The organism is Rhodococcus sp. ACPA1, from assembly GCF_002300195.1.
GTDB classification, from domain to species: domain Bacteria; phylum Actinomycetota; class Actinomycetes; order Mycobacteriales; family Mycobacteriaceae; genus Rhodococcus_F; species Rhodococcus_F opacus.
The window spans coordinates 234775-250489 of record NZ_NSDX01000013.1; the positions used below are offsets into that span (position 1 = coordinate 234775).

Below are 15715 nucleotides of genomic sequence, written 5' to 3' on the forward strand. Positions count from 1 at the left end.
CACGGATGGTCAAGTGTCGTCAATCCCGACCGCCACCGGTCCTCAGTAGGGAGACGAGCCGCCATCGATGTTCAAGGCCGTTCCCGTGATGGCGGCACTCTCTTCGGCGACGAGCATCGATACGGCATGTGCCACTTCGTTCAGTTCCGTATGTCTACCGATCCTCGACAGATCCCTGTAGTTCTGCTGTGGATCTGCGAAGCGGCCTTCCGCCAGGGCTTTGGATGCTTTCCGGACGCGCGTAGGGATATGCACGTAGCCCGGGCAGACCGCGTTGCAGGTGATGCCGTCCGTCCCGTAGTCGAAGGCGATCGACTTCGCGAGACCTATCAGCGCATGTTTGCTGGTGACATACGGCCCGACCTTCGGGAGGGTCGGCATCTTTCCCTCCAAGGAGGCCATCATGACGATGCGGCCCCACTTGCGCTCGAGCATGTCCGGGACAACGGCATGCGTCATCCGGATCGCGGTGAGAACGTTCCGATTGAAGCTGTCGGCCCACACGGATGGATCGAGATCGTGTATGTACCCGAACTCGCTCGACGATCCGCCGCCCACGTTGTTCACGAGGACGTCGATTGTGCCGAGGGACGCATGGCATTGTGATACCACTCGCGCTGCGTCCTCGGGGTCGAGGGCATCGGACTCGATGTACCGGAAGTGGTCGGGCCGGCCGACCGAGTCGGCCAACTCGACGCCCTTTGCGGCGTTGCGGCCCGTCACGGCGACCCGCATACCGTCGTCGAGGAGTCGAAGGGCGATCGCCTTGCCGATACCGTCGGTTCCACCCGTTACCAGCGCGATACGGGGTTCACTCATGTTCTTCATCCTTTGTCGCCACGAATATATGCCTTGTCACCGGTGCGGCTTCACCGCAGTGGTCGATCGTGGTCACCGGGCCCGCAGGTCACTTGACCAATTGTCCGGCGTCGATCGGAATGGCCAGGCCCGTGATGTAGCGAGCCGCATCCGAAGCCAGGAATGCGATGACCTCGGTGATGTCCTCGGGCTCGAGAACGTCGACGGGCAGAGCCGGCATTTGACCGAACACCTTGAGGGCGTCCTCCTCGGTCGGTGATTCGGGTGAGAAGAGTTCGAACGTAGGCTGATTCATGATCATCTTGGTACGAACCGATCCGGGGCACACTGCGTTGACGCGGATGCTGTGTGGCGCCAGCTCGTTTGCCAGCGTCCGCATCAAGCCGATCACACCGTGCTTCGACGACACGTATGGCGCGAGGTTTTCGTAGCCCTTCAGTCCCGCCGACGAGGACGTCAGGGTGATCGATCCGCCCTTGCCGGCTTCGATCATCGAAGGGACTGCGGCCTTGACCGTATTGAAGACGCCCGTCAGATTGACGTCGAGGACATCCTTCCAGTCCTTCTCCGGGATCTCCCAGGTCTTGAGGTAGTTCGATCCGATTCCCGCATTTGCGCTGATGATGCCGATGGGACCGAACTTTTCGAGGCCTTCGTCGACGAGGGAGCACACATCCTCGTAATTGCGGACATCGCCCTTCTTGGCCACGATGCGCCCACCCGCTTTCTCGACGAGGCGAACCGTCTCGTCGAGGTCCTCCTGTGTTGCCAGCGGGAAGAAGCAGGTGTCGATGTCCTCGGCAACATCCAGGGCGAGGATGTCCGCGCCTTCGCGGGCAAGCCGAAGTGCATGGGATCGACCTTGACCCCGCGCGGCCCCGGTGATCAGCGCAACTTTGCCGGTAAACATACCCATTTGTGTCAACTCCTACTCGTGTGTCAGTGCTATTCAGGTGCCGATACGCCGATGCCCGGCATTTCAGGTCGTCGAGTCAGCAGAATCGATGTCCGGCTGCCACTGCGGGAGGGTAACGCCGGATCGCTCCTCCCAGCGCACCCGCATCGGCATCCCCGCAGACAGGGGGATCGACGCGTCCAGTGTTCCGACGAGACGCACCGTCGGGTAATCCGTGAGCTGCACGAGGATCAAGCTGTAGGGCGCCTCGAATGCTGGATCGACGGTGTGCTCGACCACGGTCCACGTGTGGAGTATCGCGGTGCCCGCAGCCTGCACCCAACGGGCCGGCCCATACTTCGTGCCCACCAAGGCCGGAGGGTGTATAGGTGTACCGTCGTCCTGCAACGCCACCAGCAACTTCCGCTCGGCGCACCCGGCCCAGAACGGCGCCGAGTCGGGGTCGTCGACGGCCGGGATCGGCAACTGTTCGACCTGCACGGCTTCCGATACAGAACTCACTGGTCCCTCCTCAGGATCAACGCACTGGTGGGCGCCGGCGAACCGCCGGTGACCAGGCAGGTACTCGCGTTCGGGACTTGGCCGGTGGATTCTCCACGCATCTGGCGCACGCCTTCGACCACGTGATTCAGCCCATGGATATAGCCCTCGGAGAGATGCCCGCCCGAGGTGTTGATCGGGATCTGCCCACCGAGGTCGATTGCTCCGCTTGCCGCGAAGGGGCCACCTTCACCCTTCGCGCAGAACCCGTAGTCCTCGAGCTGGACGAGAGCGGTGATGGTGAAGCAGTCGTAGAACTGCGCGACATCGATATCACTCGGTCCCAGCCCGGCACGCGAATACAGCGTCTGCGCAGCCTGTTTCGACGGGAAGGTGGTGTATTCATCACGGAACAGCGAGGGAAAGACCACACCGCCTTTCGGTTCCGCACCGGTGGACATCGTGACGGCCCGGATCAATACCGGTGGTCGACGCCCGTCCCTGGCTCGATCCGTCGCGGTGACGACAACAGCACACGCCCCATCGGTTTCGAGACAGTAGTCGAACAACCTCAGTGGTTGTGAGATCGTGCGTGAGTTCTGATGGTCCTCCAACGTCATCGCGCGGTGGCCCATCTGCGCTCGCGGGTTCGTCTCGGCACGCTTCCTGATCGTGGTGGCGAGGCTTCCCAACTGCGCGCTGGTGGTGCCGTACTCGATCATGTGGCGCTGAGCCACCATCGCGTACACCTGGCCGGCCGCAGCGAGACCGTACGGAAGAAAGTACTCGTCGTACGTGCCGTTGCCGCCGACAGTGTTCGGCCCATCCAGCCCGCGCCGGGTCTGTCCGTAGCGATCGGACCCCGACCTTCCGTTCAGCGCTCGATACACCAATACCGTGGTGGCTTGGCCACTCTCGATGGCCGCCACGGCCTGGGCGATCTGGCCTGGCGCTGCCGAACCTCCGGCGCCGTTGAGACCCCAGTACGTGATGTCTGTGATGCCGAGCGCATGTGCGAGGTCGTTGTGCGTCACCGTATCGAAGTCGTTGCGGATCAGACCATCGATGTCGTCCGGGTTCAGGCCCGCGTCCTCGAGTGCGCGGCGCGAGGCCTCCACCGCCAATGCCAGTTCGCTCACACCGGACCGGCGGGTGTATGCCGTCTCACCGATTCCCACGATTGAGCATCTGTCGCGATGTTCTACGTAGCTGTGCACTGCTGCTCACCCCGTCCCTGCGGGGCCGTGTCCACGACGACTCCCGCTTCGATCAGGCGGTCGACCTCGTCGTCTCCGATGCCTAGGTCGGCGAGTATCTGCCTGGTGTGCTCGCCGTGGACGGGTGCGCGTCCCAGTGGAGTCGCGCCTTCGATGTCGATGAGCCTGCCGGCCATCCCCATCTTCCCCATCTCAGGGTGGGAGAACGACTCGATCAGTCCACGATCCTGGAGGTCCTGGTCATCGAAGAGTGTGAGCGCCGGGGCATCGGGTAGAGCCTCGGCGGGAACATCGTGGGCATCGAGACGTGCCATCAGCGACTTCGTGCCGTCCGCCGCGAAGATCGTGCGCAGCGTCTGCGCCAATTCGGGTGCTTTGCGTTGCCGGGCCTCTTCGTCGGCGAACTGTTCGGCATCCAGTTCGGGGATCGCCCGGAGAAGGCGCTGCCAGTCCTTCTGGGAGGTCGCCGCCAGGCAGATCCAGCCGTCGCTTGTGGGGTAGATCCGCTCGAGCGGCGAAATCCCCCAACTCTCCGAATCGATCACCGGGCGATCACCGCGGTGGGCCCCGTTCGGGGTGATCCAGGCCATGGAGGCGTTGAGGAGATGTGCGTACACGATCGATGTGTCCACATCCTGCCCCTCGCCGGTGCGGTCACGGTGGTACAGGGCCTGCAGGACGCCGATGGCCGACAGCAGTCCGTTTCCTGTGTCTCCCAGGGACACGGAAGGCCAGATCGGTGTGCCACCGTTGTCTGCTGCGCCGTCGACCCATTCCGTCCCGGCAAGTGCCGCCCCGGTTTGATCGTTCGCCGGCTTTGTCTCCCGTTCGCCGTGTTCGTAACCGCGTGTGTGGCAATAGATCAGCCTAGGATTGATCTGCCGGAGGCTGTCCGAGTCAACTCCCAGCTTCCGCGCGGCGGACGCGCGCATGTTGTGGTGCACCACGTCCGCGGTCTCGACCAGCTTCCGGACGAGCTCCTTGCCCTCGGGCTTCTTCATGTCGATCACCACGCTGCGCTTGCCGCGGTTCGACATGTGCGAGTACTGGGTCCTCATCCATGCCTCGTCTTGACGTGCACTGACCCGGATCACGTCGGCACCGAGCGCAGCCAGTACCTGTGCGCCGAACGGACCTGCGATGGCGAGTCCCAGATCCAGGACCCGTACACCTGCGAGAGGCGCCGACAGGTTCTCCGAGGCCGCGGGCAGCGTGGGCCGGTCCTGTCGAGCTTTCCCGCGGGCCCACTCATCGTGTGCGCCCCGGGACGGGGTGCCTGCGCCGACGCCGGAACGGCATCGCGAGAGGCGGACGATGTCGCCGACTGCTCGGATACGTCCGAGCTCCTCGTCCTCGAACTCCTGCACACAACCGTCAGCCAACAGTGACTCGTCCTGTAGGGCGTCCTCCGGAGATCGAACGATCTCGAACGGCACACCAGCAGTCTTCGCGGCCTTCTCCCAATCGTCGGCCGGAAACTTCCTGGCCGCTGCCTCCATCTCGGGATGGAAGTGCCCGAGCATGACCATGTCTTGGTAGTCCGTCGAGATCCGGAGCTCCGCATCCTTCGGCGACACTCCCGACTCGGGAACGATCAACTCGTCCCCCTCGCTCACACCAAGCATGAAACCGGGGAGTTGCACCCACTGTTGAATCCATCGGTCATCCGAACTCCGATAGAAGCCCTTGGGTGCACGAGGATCGGTGGTCCAGCCCAGATAGCCTTCGGCATGCGGATTTTCGGTCCGCTGCCAGGCAATGCTCCCGGCACAGAGCGCGCCCTGCAGAAGCGAGGTCCCGACGTGCTGCCCGTGCCCGGAAACCTCGCGTGCCCGCAACGCGGCACTGATCCCGATCGTCGCGAGATACGCGGCGCCATTACTGGCCCACGGAATTCCGAGGTACATCGGTCCCGGGCGGTCCGGGCCTACGCCGGTGCCGAGTCCCAGGTCGATGTCCGCCAGCGGGTCCTCCCACTGAGACAGGGCACCGATGGTCGTGCCCGGAACGCCTCGCGCCTCCCAGTTGATTCCGGTTCGCGCGGCGACCAGTGCCTCGATGGGCCGGCGAGCCTGATGGTTCACAGCATCGCCGTACCCGGTGATCGAGCACCAGACCAGTCCGTGGTTACCAGCGGCGATGGCGCCGAGGTCGACTTCTTCGGGTAGGACTTCGACGGCATCGACGAGGACGTCCGCGGTAGCGACCAGATCCTGGAGTACGTCACGATCGGCCTGCCGGGTGAGGTCGAGCTGCACGCGCTTCTTCCCGCGGTGCCAGACGCGATAACCCGACAGCTTCTCGAAGGGATCCTCGGGGAGATCGATTCGCACCACCTCCGCCCCGGCATCCGCCAACAACATCGTGCTGATCGCACCGGCTATGCCCTGGGTCAGATCGATTACGCGCAAGCCCTCGTACACCGGGGGTCCCTGCCCGACTGTCCCTGTGGAATCTTGCACGTCGCCTCCTTGACCCTGCGGTCAACACGGCCCTCAGACGCCGGAATTGCTCACGCCCTACCCGAGAACCTCTTCAGTATGTGTTCGTCGACACATTAGTTCCTCATGAGGGATTAAGCAACGGCCAGTGATCGACCGGGCAATCGAATGCGTGAATACATGTCGTGAATCGTCTGCACAGCAATATGTTCGGTGTCCACACTCGGCAGTTTCGCTCGTTTCGACCTGCGCCGCATTCGACCTCAACCTGCCACGCCTATTGACAATATCATCATGAGGAATATGGTGAGGGTCCCGGCAGGAGGCCTCCGCGGTCTTCTCGGTTACCGACGGTGAGGGATCGCGATGAATAGAGGTCGCCGGGGTCGACCTGGTCGACTGGATACGTCGACCCAGAGGCCGGAGTACGCCGACACGGCGTTGGGGCGCCGACTGACGGAGGACCTCGGGGGTGGGGACCTTCGCCTGGTGCCAGAACGTCACCCTCTGGATTGACATCCACAAGCAAAGTTTCCATCCGGGGCATCGGGACGCGGCGCGTGCGCACAACGGACCGAGACCAATCCCCCGGACAGACAACGAGGAAGAGTAATGACCGTCGACCGTAATGAGCTGAACGGCAAGGTGGCCCTGGTGACTGGCGGTAGCCGGGGCTTGGGTAAGGAGATGTCCATCGCGCTGGCACGCGAGGGCGCCCACGTGATCATCGCGAGCCGCAACGAGGACTCATGTCAGGCCCTGGCCGATGAAATCACCCAGGACACTGGCGTGCAAGCAAGGGGAATCGGCGTTCATATGGGCGACTGGAACTCGGTGACCGCACTAGCAGACGAGGCCTACGATGCGTTTGGCCGAGTCGACGTGCTGATCAACAATGCCGGGATCTCACCGCTGTACCCGAGCCTCGACCAGGTCAGCGAAGCACTGTTCGACAAGATCTTCGATGCCAACATCAAGGGACCGTTCCGATTGTCGGCGCTGATCGCGCCCCGGATGGTCGCAGACGGCGGCGGGTCCATCATTAACATCTCAAGCAATGCGGCCGAACGTCCGGCGCCGGAATACGTTCCGTACGGCGCTGCCAAGGCGGCACTGAACTCCCTCACCAAGGGACTCGCTGCCACCTATGGACCGAGTGTGCGCGTCAACACGATCATGTGCGGTGCTTTCTTCACCGACATGAGCAAAGGCTGGGACTCCGAGGCATTCGAGGATCTGGCCGCCCAATGGCCGCTGGCACGAGGCGGCGACCCGCGTGAGATCATCGGTGCGGTGCTGTACTTGGCCGGAGCTGCGTCATCATATACGACCGGGGTCCTGCTGCCGGTCGACGGCGGCCGGATGGCGATCGGATAGACCGCATCCGAACTGTCTGGAGTTGGCCACGACTCCCCGCCCTCACGCTTCGTTACGTCGGGGTCCGCCGTCCGATTCCAGGGTGAACCATTTGTGGTTCTGGCCCACTGCCCGGGACGGCGCGACGGTCGCGGGCAGCTTGAAGTTTGCGCGAAATGATCTCGCTAGGTTGCGTTCTCAGAGCTGCTGCCGCGGATCCGCTACGGCGACCGTCGTCGCGACAGGACCACTGTTCGCCCACGTAACTGCCCTCGATTTCACCGCTCCGGGAACAAGTCGTGACCGTAATACCCGACACCACGGAAGAAAAGCTTCCTGGCGTGCGGAGCCGTCTCGGCCTCTCCCACGTTCAGGAACGGAAGGACCGCAGTGCTGCCCGCAGGACCCTCATCGCCGCCCGACGAGACGATCATCCCAGGTGACCGGGACTGGTGGGAGGACGCCGCGTGCCGCGGTGTCGAATCGTCGGTGTTCTTCTCCCCTGACGGGGAACGCGGTCACGCTCGGGCCCGACGCGAATCGCGGGCCCGGCGGATCTGTCTGGAGTGCCCCGTGCTCTCCCGGTGCCGCGACCAGGCTCTGGCCACGGGGGAACCATACGGAATCTGGGGCGGCATGACCGAAAACGACCGCAGGCGGCACGCCCACCAGCTAAGCCTTGGCGAGCACAGGCCCCTCACGTCGCGACACGCTCGACCGACCGGCGCCGACACCGGGGACATGGCCTCCCAATAACTACCCGGGACGAGCGCGGAGCCCACGCCCGGCGACCGGCGGAGTGCCCATCGAGACGGCCACCGACGCACTCGCCCGGGCCGACCTTTCGCTGGCCGAGCGTGTGTCCGGCCTCCACGAGCAGATCGAGCAGTTACGCGGTCCGTCCGAGGAGCAGGCACTGGCGTTGCAGATCCCCGTCGCCCGGGATCCGTAACCGGGGTGCCTCTGGTGTCCAATCGACCTCGACCCGGCGTTGATCGCCGTGAGCGATCGCGCGCCCTCAGCCGGGATACCCAACGGCCGCGGTGGAAACTGAGCGAACCGTCCACCGTTATCTCGCCATCACGCACTACATTTCATTCGGTGGCACGCCGCCCAGACCCGCCGCTCCCTGTCACTCATGGTTTATTGGCACTCACCAACGATAATTTCAGCACCGTCTTTTTGCGTGCAGTTCAGTGCGTCCTTCCGCGACCCATTGCACGACCCACTGGTCGGCGACATGAACCCGAGGTCACCTGCGCCTGGATACCGGCCATGTCCGGGATTGCGGACGAGAGCGGGTCGTCGGGCAGGAGGTCAGACTGAGCGCGGTTGAGAGATTTCCGAACCTCTCGTCCGGAAACGACCACACCGCGCCGTTTGCGATGACGGTGGTATCACCATGCACGGTGATCGCAAATCCCCTATTTCACAAGACAGTACGTTCTGCGCCGGGACTGTACCGGCGTCACAGGGTCTACCTGTGACACGCATGCCGGTCACCGTCGGCCGATCGCCGCTAGGGTGCGGTCGCGGGCACGGGGTGATCGGCGGTCATTTCGCCGTCAGATCGGGCCACAGGGTGTCGAGAAGTCGTTCGGCCCACTTCTCCTCGACGGTTCCGTGGCGCAGTACTTCGGCGAGGTAGGAGCCGAGGATGGTGCTGATTGTCATGTCCGTGTCGAGGCCCTGCGGCAGCGCCTCGGCGTCGATCGCGGCGTCGAGGACGTCGATCATGGTGCGCCGGTGGGCGGCGGTGACCTCACGGAACAAATCGGTGAACTCGGGATCCTGGTCGGCGAGGACCGCGGCGATCATCCCCCGGCCCGCGTGTTCTTCGACGGTGCGGCGGGTGTCGTCGAACATCCACAGAAGTTGCTGGCGGATCGGCAGATCCGACGGGATCTCGGGGGCGGTCTCCTGCACCGCCGCGGTCAGCGCGGCACGCAGCATCTCCGCCCGGTCCTGGTAGTGCCGGTAGATGGTGGTCTTCGCGACACCCGAGTGTGCGGATACCGCGTCGATGGTGACCCGATGGGGGCCCTGAGTGCGAAGCAGGTCGAGGGTGGCCTCGATGATCCGGGCCACGCTGCGTTGCCCCCTCAGCGCGTACGGTAGGTCCTGCGGCACCGAAGTATCCGTGGTGGGCATGTCCCGTTCTTCCGCCTCTGCGGGCTTCGGTGGGCCGGCCGGGTCGCCCGGCATTCCCAGTTCAAGATGGTTGGCAGCGAACTTTCACAATCTCCGCTACGCTAATAGTAGCGCATCGCTCTACGGCACCCACCGGAAGACTCGATTCGGCGAAACGCTTTGTGGCACCTAGATCATCGACTATGCGCCGGGGATTCACGGTGGGCCGAAAGTCGACGATCCAGCCAGGACCCGTATCCGCTCCAAGGCTGCACTCAGTGAATCCTCATAAACATTTGCTACGCTACTCGTAGCGCATCGTTCTGCGTGTCCATCGGAACGGCGCACGAAGACCGGAGCGCGGAGGTGATCGACACCGTCACGACGTTCGCGCCCGGGACCCACATTGGAATCGTGCCCGCGGTCGACGATCCCGGCGGCGGCACCGCATCAATATAATTGAATATTCAACTAATTGTCTGGCGTGCAGCCTTCCGAATGGGGAGGGTCACGACCGCAACTGATCGTACGGAGGATCATGGTGAGCATTTCGACTCAACACAGCGGCTCCATCGGGACCGTGTCCCAGAAGGGCATCCCCGACGAGGTGGACGTGGCGATCGTCGGGTCCGGCGGCGCCGGCCTGACGGCGGCACTCACCGCCGCCCAGGAGGGCGCACGAGTCCTCGTGGTCGAGTCAGGTGCTGCGATGGGTGGTCGAGCAGTCGCTGGGTTCGATCGAGGACGGGATCGGCTTCGGAGGCATGGCGGCGCTCGTCACCGAGGACGAACCGTGGTTCACGGAGCTGATGCGTTCCTTGTTGATGCAGCACCGGCGCACCTTGGCGCACGTTCTGCACCAGCACATCACAGGCGGGCAGATCCGTGGGGACCTCGATGTGGAGACGTTCCTCGACTGCATCGTGGGGGCGTACTTCACCGAACGAGCCCGCAGCGGCAAAGTCGAGTCGGACTGGATCGACCGCGTGATACGCACTCTCCTTCCGGCGTTCGCACCGCCGCAGCCCCTCGGGGCCTGATGATGTCCTGGCGTCCCCATGGATGCGAAACAATCCGCCTGGCCGAATCGGGAGAAGAAATGATCGATAGCACCGGGGAACTCCACATCCGGTCCTTGGCCCCGGCGATGGGCCGGTGTTCCGCTGCGCCGGGGCGCGTCGCGGAACTGATCAACGGGGTCTATGCCATAGCAGAAGACGGGATGTGGAATCACGGGGCTACCCGGACCTCGACGGCGGAGATCACCGAATTGGCAGAAGCCGACCAGATCTTCGTGGCCCGGCTGGAGGATCGGATCGTCGGGTGTGTTCGCCTCGTGCAACTCGCCGACCGCGTCGCCGAGTTCGGCATGCTCGCCGCCGACCCGGAGTTACGGGGTGTCGGGATCGGCCGCGCCCTGGTGCAATTCGCCGAGAACCGCGCTGCGGATACCGGCAATCACATCATGACGCTGGAAGTGATTCAGCCGCGCGACTTTTCGCTCCCGTCGAAGGAATTTCTGACCGGGTGGTACACCCGAATGGGCTATCGCGCCGTGCGAATCGACCAACCCGACGACGTGTATCCGGCTCTGACGCCGCTGTTGAAGGTCCCCTGCGAGGTGGTCACCTATCGTAAGAACCTTCGTGCGTGACCTGTCGGTCGCTGTCAACTTGAGGTCGCGTAGACAATCTGATAATCACATAAGACTCATGCGTCACACGCGACCTGGTGAATCGCGGAGGTCGAACCGGCGAAATCGCCCTCGGATTGCTCGAGTTGACAGTGCCAGCGGGCCGGCTCGCCGAGCGTTGCAGGGGTTCGATGGGTTTCGGACATCGGCCGGGCTCCCATTGCGACAGCCGTTCCCGCATCAGCTTGTGAAAATGATCTTCTTGTAGTCGAATCCGAGACTGACTTGCATAACAATGTCGGCGGGATCGGTGACTGCGTACGCGACCCGGACCGCCGACTCTCGACCAGGCAGTGTCGGGGTATTCGGGGAACCACCGACACCGTTAGCGGAGTCGACGATCTTGCTCGCCTCGCGGTTCCCGCTCTGCAACGTCGTTGCGAACACCATCGTCACGTAGTTCTCGGGTGACCCGTTGACGATGGTGATATCAAATACCACAGATTGGAGGCTGGCGTCCGCACCAGCCGCCGACGGACTCTGCGTGTACGGCTGTGGCGCACCCACCGTGACCGCAAGGCCGTTCTCGAAGGTGTACGCCTGACCGAACGTCGGGTTCGCCGGCGCTGGGGTGGCCGCGGTCGAGTCAGCAGGCCGATTGACTCCTGACCCCGGATCCGGGGTCACCTCGCCGCCGTTTCCTCCGCCACAGGCTGCCGGTGCGCTCATACCGGCGCACAGGGCGACAACAGCGAGCGCGTTCTTGATGGATTTCACTTATTCTCCCAGCTCAAGGTCAATAGGTCACCCGATATATCGGGTCAGCCGTCCAAGCGTTCACGACCGTCCGCCGCCCACTTCTTTTCGACACGCCGAGTCCACACACGCGCGGGTTCAGCAACTACTTGGACCGCGGACGGCACCCTGTACGTCGGCGTGTCGCGTGTGTGCCTGTGGACGCTACCGGCGGCACTGCAGCAGAGTGCACGACTTGTCAGCGCGGGGCTAGAGAGCAATTGCCCTGACAGGCAGTGACGTTGGCTGCATGGGGGTGCATAACGTGTTTTCTTCGGTCCCCCTCGGTCATGCCACCCCAAACGCCGTAGGGCTCACCCACCGTCAGAGCGTGATCGCGGCACTGCGCGAGCACGGGGCAGAGCTGACAAACCTGTCGGGCCTGCGCTTCGCGCCGGTCGCGAGCGTGGCCACGTTCACCCTCGGGTGAGAAGAACACCGACACGTCGGCGCCGCAGCACACCGCACGATCCCGCCACTCACCGGAATCGGAGGTGGCCGTCACCTCTCGCGTGTGACCTTCCAGGGGGAACAATTGCCGGCCCTTCCTCATCGAGAACCGCCGACGTCAGGGGAGCCGGATGCCAGATCGACCGTGGGACGGGGATGTTGCGGTTCACAGCGACCGGGAACCACGGACGGCCGGGACAAGATGTCTTGAGCTGTGGTGGCGACACTGATGTGGTTGCTTCGGGCAACATCGATCAGGGCATCGAAGGCGGCGTCATGGCTGCAGGAACACTGCTCGGCCACGCTGGCCGCCTCGGTGGCCAGCAATTGTGCGCCAGCAGGTCCCGGCACAGGGCGTCGTCCGGATATTGCTGACGCGTCGGCCGGCACGGTAGCCCTTTCGTTCATTGGCGGTGCATATGACGGTGGCAGCAGGTGGGCGGGTGTTCCGCACGCGTATCGCCGAGGTCACCGGTCGTCACTCCAGTCTCGTCGAAGCGATGGCCAGAGAACACGGGCATTTACCTAGTCGTACCTAGGCACCGCAGTCTCGACCGATGCACCCTGGAGCTGCCGACGGGCTGGTTGTCGAATTCCAACGTCCGAGCTGCACAATGTCGTCAGATGTCTCGGAAGCGGCGTTCGAAGACGCTCACGGTAATTCTGCGGGCGGCATCGACCCTTCCCGCGGTTGGAGATCCCGCTGATTTCGGAAGACCCTGGAATACTTCCCTTTTTCGTCTCCTGTGACGAAAGAATGGGCTGGGCGGTGTGCGCGTGCCGGCGGATCGCCGCCCGACGCAACGGGTTGCGGGCGAGACCCGGCGAGAGCGTCACTCCACACCTTCGAGGTCGAGCCGCCAACGGTGGGCGGTCGCGTATCTCACACCCCATCAAGTTGAACATTCAACGTTAGGTGTGTGAATATCGCATGGAGGTGGCGAGATGAAGAGGTTCAACAGCGTCCGGCCTCCTCGGCCGTGGGGTACGTGTCGGGGTCGACACGGTTACCGCGCAATGCCGGATGTGAGAGCCGCGACCGTCCGCGGAGGTGAGCCTCGCAGGTGTGGACCCATCCATGTACTCCCACCCGGGATGTAGAACCCGGTTGGGGTGCAGAACCGCCGGCCGGCGGGCATTATGGCGGCCCGGCCGGCGGCCTGCCGACAAATGTCTGACAACAACACCATGAAGTTTGGTCGGCTTGGGCTGAGTCGGATTCTCGGGTGGGCCGGTGTGCGTGGCAGTGCGGTGATCGCGGTTCTTGCGGGCGATCTGCTACGTCCGCCCCTTGGTGTTGCGCCCATGAAGATGGCACCCCCGGTGTCAAGCGCAGGTGGATCCGGGGGTTGGCTTCGGTGGGTGGGAAATGACTGGTCCGAAGAAAGTCTGATCAGCCGTCGACGCGGAACACCGCACCCTCGCCGCGGCCGCGGCGCCGCCCGGCGGAACGGCGCAACGCGGCCTGGACGGCGGCGGTACCACCGATTCCTCCGGCGAGGACAAGTAACAGCAGGGCGACATTGAGGTTCACGGGACAGGTCCTCCTGGGTTAGGCCAGGTGTGGCGGGCAGGCGCGGATCGCGATGCGGAGTGCTCAGTTCACCCGCGGCCGGCGGGGCCGACAACGAGGGCGCAGGGCCTCGGCGTTGCCGAAAGCGAACATCGCGGTGAGCCGAGCCTTGATCTCCACGGTGCTGAGCCACCCGGCACCGACGGGTCAGACGATGCCCTACGGTCGGTTCCCACCCCCACGATAGACGACTCCCTCTTGCTCCGGACGAAATCGGCTGACTCCAAATGTAATCGGCGGTATCACTATGGAGACGGCGACCGCAACGAGGGTCACGAGCGCGGTACCGGGGCGACGGACGCAGCGCAGGCGGGCATGCAGTCACCCCACGAGACGGCCCGCGAAGTCATCGCCGTCCGTCACACCCTCACCAACGAACAACGTGCCCATCTACGAACCACGCGAACGGCGACGGACCGGCGAAACTGCAAGTCGCGCAGCGCGCCATCGACCGACCCGTCCAGCCCAAGCTACGACCTCCGGAGCACCTTGTCATCCATTAGGACCTAAAGTGAATCCTGCTATCGCTCCGGCTTTTTCGCTGATGCACCCCTGCCGGCCGTCACCACCACCAAGCCAGGCCATCCGATCGCGGAGCGACGGCACAGTCGACCGATTTGGGTCGGACGTTCGCCGCGGAATGCGGGTACGCGGACACCCACCTCGGGGGACGCGACCGGACGGGGTGACCTCGTCGGCGCCGGCGTGGTGTGCCCCACGGCGGTGCAGACCCCAACGGTTCCGAGCTCAACCCGTGCTCACGTACTCATCGTCGAGTGACAAGTGACCGGTCGAGCCGTTCTCTCACTTCACTTCACTGCCGCCGTCGTCGTCGTCGCGGAGGCCTACGCCAGCGGAGCCGTCAGACGCTGGCGCACCTTCGCTTGATGAGCGTCGACCCTGGACCTCAACGGTTTGCCGGCCTTGGCCACCCGACGTCCGGCAACAGTCAGCATCGGTCGCGGAATCCCGATCCCCATGACCGGCACCCCTGTCAGGTAGTTCTCCTTGAAGAGAAACATCGAGGCGTCGGACACTTCGTCGTGAGTGAGCGCCGAGGCCACCCACCCGACTTCCGCTCCGATGGCATCCGCATCCAGAATCGGGCTGCGATAACCCTCCGTTGTCTTCGCAAGAAGCCAACGCAGAACAGCGTCACGAACCGCCCACTGACGATCGGTAGCTGCACTCACATTTCAGTCCTCCAACTAGATACCACTAACGCTGCCCTGCACCATAGCCATCTGCAGGAAATAAGCAAGCTCAGTCAAATTTACTGCGCCCCTTGTACCTCGGAAGCTCTGACTGCCACTGCAGGACGATCGGGTGCACGCTCCTGAGGCGTAGACCATCTCCGATGGAGGTACAACCCGATGACGTTGGTCCAACCGACCCCGTCGTCACGACCCGCCCGTACCTGATCCACCTCGTATCGGCCGCTGAACTGGACTTATTTCTTTTGTTGGGTATGGTCGAGGTCAGTTCGCGGTTGCCGATTCGGAAAGGACCGACAATGGCTGACAAGTCCGCCGTCAAGAGTTCGAAACAGTCTGCACGTGCCCTCAAGGAGCGCCGGGCGGAGAAGCGAGAGAAGGCCCTCGAGTCGACTCAACTCATCCGAAAGCGGAAGAGCTGACGCACTACTGGCGTCAACGCCGCACCCCACCACCCTCGTCGTGCCTGAGGATTGATGATATTACCCCGGGAATACGGCCAAAAGCCTGACCCTCGCCCACAGCAGAAGTAGCAGCTCCGGGAGAGACCGGCTCGGCGTGGCGATATCACCGCTGCACTCGCTTCCGATTTTCTACAGGAGCGAACAACACTCACACGACCCTGACAAGTTCAATGGAAGCACGCCGCAGAAGTTTCGGTTCGCCCTGCGTGTGACCACCTGATCGGGGG

16 protein-coding genes and 1 pseudogene are annotated in these 15715 nt (G+C 63.7%); 7 read left to right on the forward strand and 10 right to left on the reverse strand.

The window, feature by feature from the left end; all coding sequences use genetic code 11:
- Window positions 1-42: 42 nt before the first annotated feature.
- From CJ177_RS42230 to CJ177_RS42250, 5 genes are all read right to left on the reverse strand, one after another.
- Window positions 43-819, reverse strand: a complete 777-nt coding sequence (locus tag CJ177_RS42230) for an SDR family NAD(P)-dependent oxidoreductase (protein ID WP_179443419.1) — start codon at window positions 817-819, stop codon at window positions 43-45.
- 88 nt (window positions 820-907) lie between these two features.
- On the reverse strand, window positions 908-1735 hold the full coding sequence (locus tag CJ177_RS42235; RefSeq protein WP_095870581.1) for a mycofactocin-coupled SDR family oxidoreductase: 828 nt from the start codon (window positions 1733-1735) through the stop codon (window positions 908-910).
- A 63-nt stretch (window positions 1736-1798) separates the two neighbouring features.
- On the reverse strand, window positions 1799-2236 hold the full coding sequence (locus CJ177_RS42240) for a Zn-ribbon domain-containing OB-fold protein (RefSeq protein WP_179443420.1): 438 nt from the start codon (window positions 2234-2236) through the stop codon (window positions 1799-1801).
- Entirely contained in the window at window positions 2233-3393 is a 1161-nt protein-coding gene (locus tag CJ177_RS42245) for a lipid-transfer protein (protein ID WP_257014958.1), read from the reverse strand. The genes CJ177_RS42240 and CJ177_RS42245 overlap by 4 nt, the downstream gene beginning before the upstream one ends.
- Window positions 3394-3416: 23 nt before the next feature.
- Complete coding sequence (locus CJ177_RS42250; protein ID WP_095870584.1) at window positions 3417-5894, reverse strand: CoA transferase; 2478 nt, start codon at window positions 5892-5894, stop codon at window positions 3417-3419.
- A gap of 591 nt (window positions 5895-6485) precedes the next feature.
- On the opposite strand from CJ177_RS42250, the gene CJ177_RS42255 reads away from it, so the two are divergent.
- The 3 genes from CJ177_RS42255 (at window position 6486) to CJ177_RS42265 (ending at window position 8181) form a co-directional block, all read left to right on the forward strand.
- Window positions 6486-7250 carry an SDR family NAD(P)-dependent oxidoreductase gene (locus CJ177_RS42255; protein WP_095870585.1) on the forward strand — a complete coding sequence of 255 codons (765 nt, stop codon included), beginning with the start codon at window positions 6486-6488 and terminating at the stop codon, window positions 7248-7250.
- 369 nt (window positions 7251-7619) lie between these two features.
- A complete protein-coding gene (locus tag CJ177_RS42260) occupies window positions 7620-7985 on the forward strand; it encodes a WhiB family transcriptional regulator (protein WP_095870586.1) in 366 nt (121 codons plus the stop codon).
- Window positions 7986-8028: 43 nt separating this feature from the next.
- Entirely contained in the window at window positions 8029-8181 is a 153-nt protein-coding gene (locus tag CJ177_RS42265; protein ID WP_373560081.1) for a hypothetical protein, read from the forward strand.
- 602 nt (window positions 8182-8783) lie between these two features.
- Here CJ177_RS42265 and CJ177_RS42270 read toward each other — a convergent pair.
- Window positions 8784-9380, reverse strand: a complete 597-nt coding sequence (locus CJ177_RS42270) for a TetR/AcrR family transcriptional regulator (protein ID WP_179443421.1) — start codon at window positions 9378-9380, stop codon at window positions 8784-8786.
- A 517-nt stretch (window positions 9381-9897) separates the two neighbouring features.
- On the opposite strand from CJ177_RS42270, the pseudogene CJ177_RS47115 reads away from it, so the two are divergent.
- The 3 genes and pseudogenes from CJ177_RS47115 to CJ177_RS42280 all read left to right on the forward strand — a co-directional run.
- Window positions 9898-10038, forward strand: a pseudogene (locus tag CJ177_RS47115) (FAD-binding protein); the annotation flags it as partial.
- 34 nt (window positions 10039-10072) lie between these two features.
- On the forward strand, window positions 10073-10399 hold the full coding sequence (locus CJ177_RS42275; protein ID WP_306453427.1) for a TetR/AcrR family transcriptional regulator C-terminal ligand-binding domain-containing protein: 327 nt from the start codon (window positions 10073-10075) through the stop codon (window positions 10397-10399).
- A gap of 59 nt (window positions 10400-10458) precedes the next feature.
- Window positions 10459-11013 carry a GNAT family N-acetyltransferase gene (locus CJ177_RS42280; RefSeq protein ID WP_095870705.1) on the forward strand — a complete coding sequence of 185 codons (555 nt, stop codon included), beginning with the start codon at window positions 10459-10461 and terminating at the stop codon, window positions 11011-11013.
- Window positions 11014-11232: 219 nt separating this feature from the next.
- Here the strand turns inward: CJ177_RS42280 and CJ177_RS42285 are convergent, their stop codons facing one another.
- The 4 genes from CJ177_RS42285 to CJ177_RS42300 form a co-directional block, all read right to left on the reverse strand.
- The gene (locus tag CJ177_RS42285) at window positions 11233-11769 is read right to left on the reverse strand and encodes a hypothetical protein (RefSeq protein WP_095870588.1); all 537 of its coding nucleotides are present in this window, start codon (window positions 11767-11769) and stop codon (window positions 11233-11235) included.
- A gap of 217 nt (window positions 11770-11986) precedes the next feature.
- Window positions 11987-12340, reverse strand: coding sequence for a WhiB family transcriptional regulator (locus tag CJ177_RS42290; protein ID WP_095870589.1), 354 nt, complete (start codon window positions 12338-12340; stop codon window positions 11987-11989).
- Window positions 12341-13630: 1290 nt separating this feature from the next.
- Window positions 13631-13771 (reverse strand): hypothetical protein, encoded by a 141-nt coding sequence (locus CJ177_RS47765; protein WP_166680749.1) that lies wholly within the window; start codon window positions 13769-13771, stop codon window positions 13631-13633.
- 884 nt (window positions 13772-14655) lie between these two features.
- A complete protein-coding gene (locus CJ177_RS42300) occupies window positions 14656-15003 on the reverse strand; it encodes a serine recombinase (protein WP_095870591.1) in 348 nt (115 codons plus the stop codon).
- 320 nt (window positions 15004-15323) lie between these two features.
- Between CJ177_RS42300 and CJ177_RS48885 the strand changes: the two genes are divergently transcribed.
- A complete protein-coding gene (locus CJ177_RS48885; protein WP_009476095.1) occupies window positions 15324-15446 on the forward strand; it encodes a hypothetical protein in 123 nt (40 codons plus the stop codon).
- Window positions 15447-15715 lie beyond the last annotated feature (269 nt).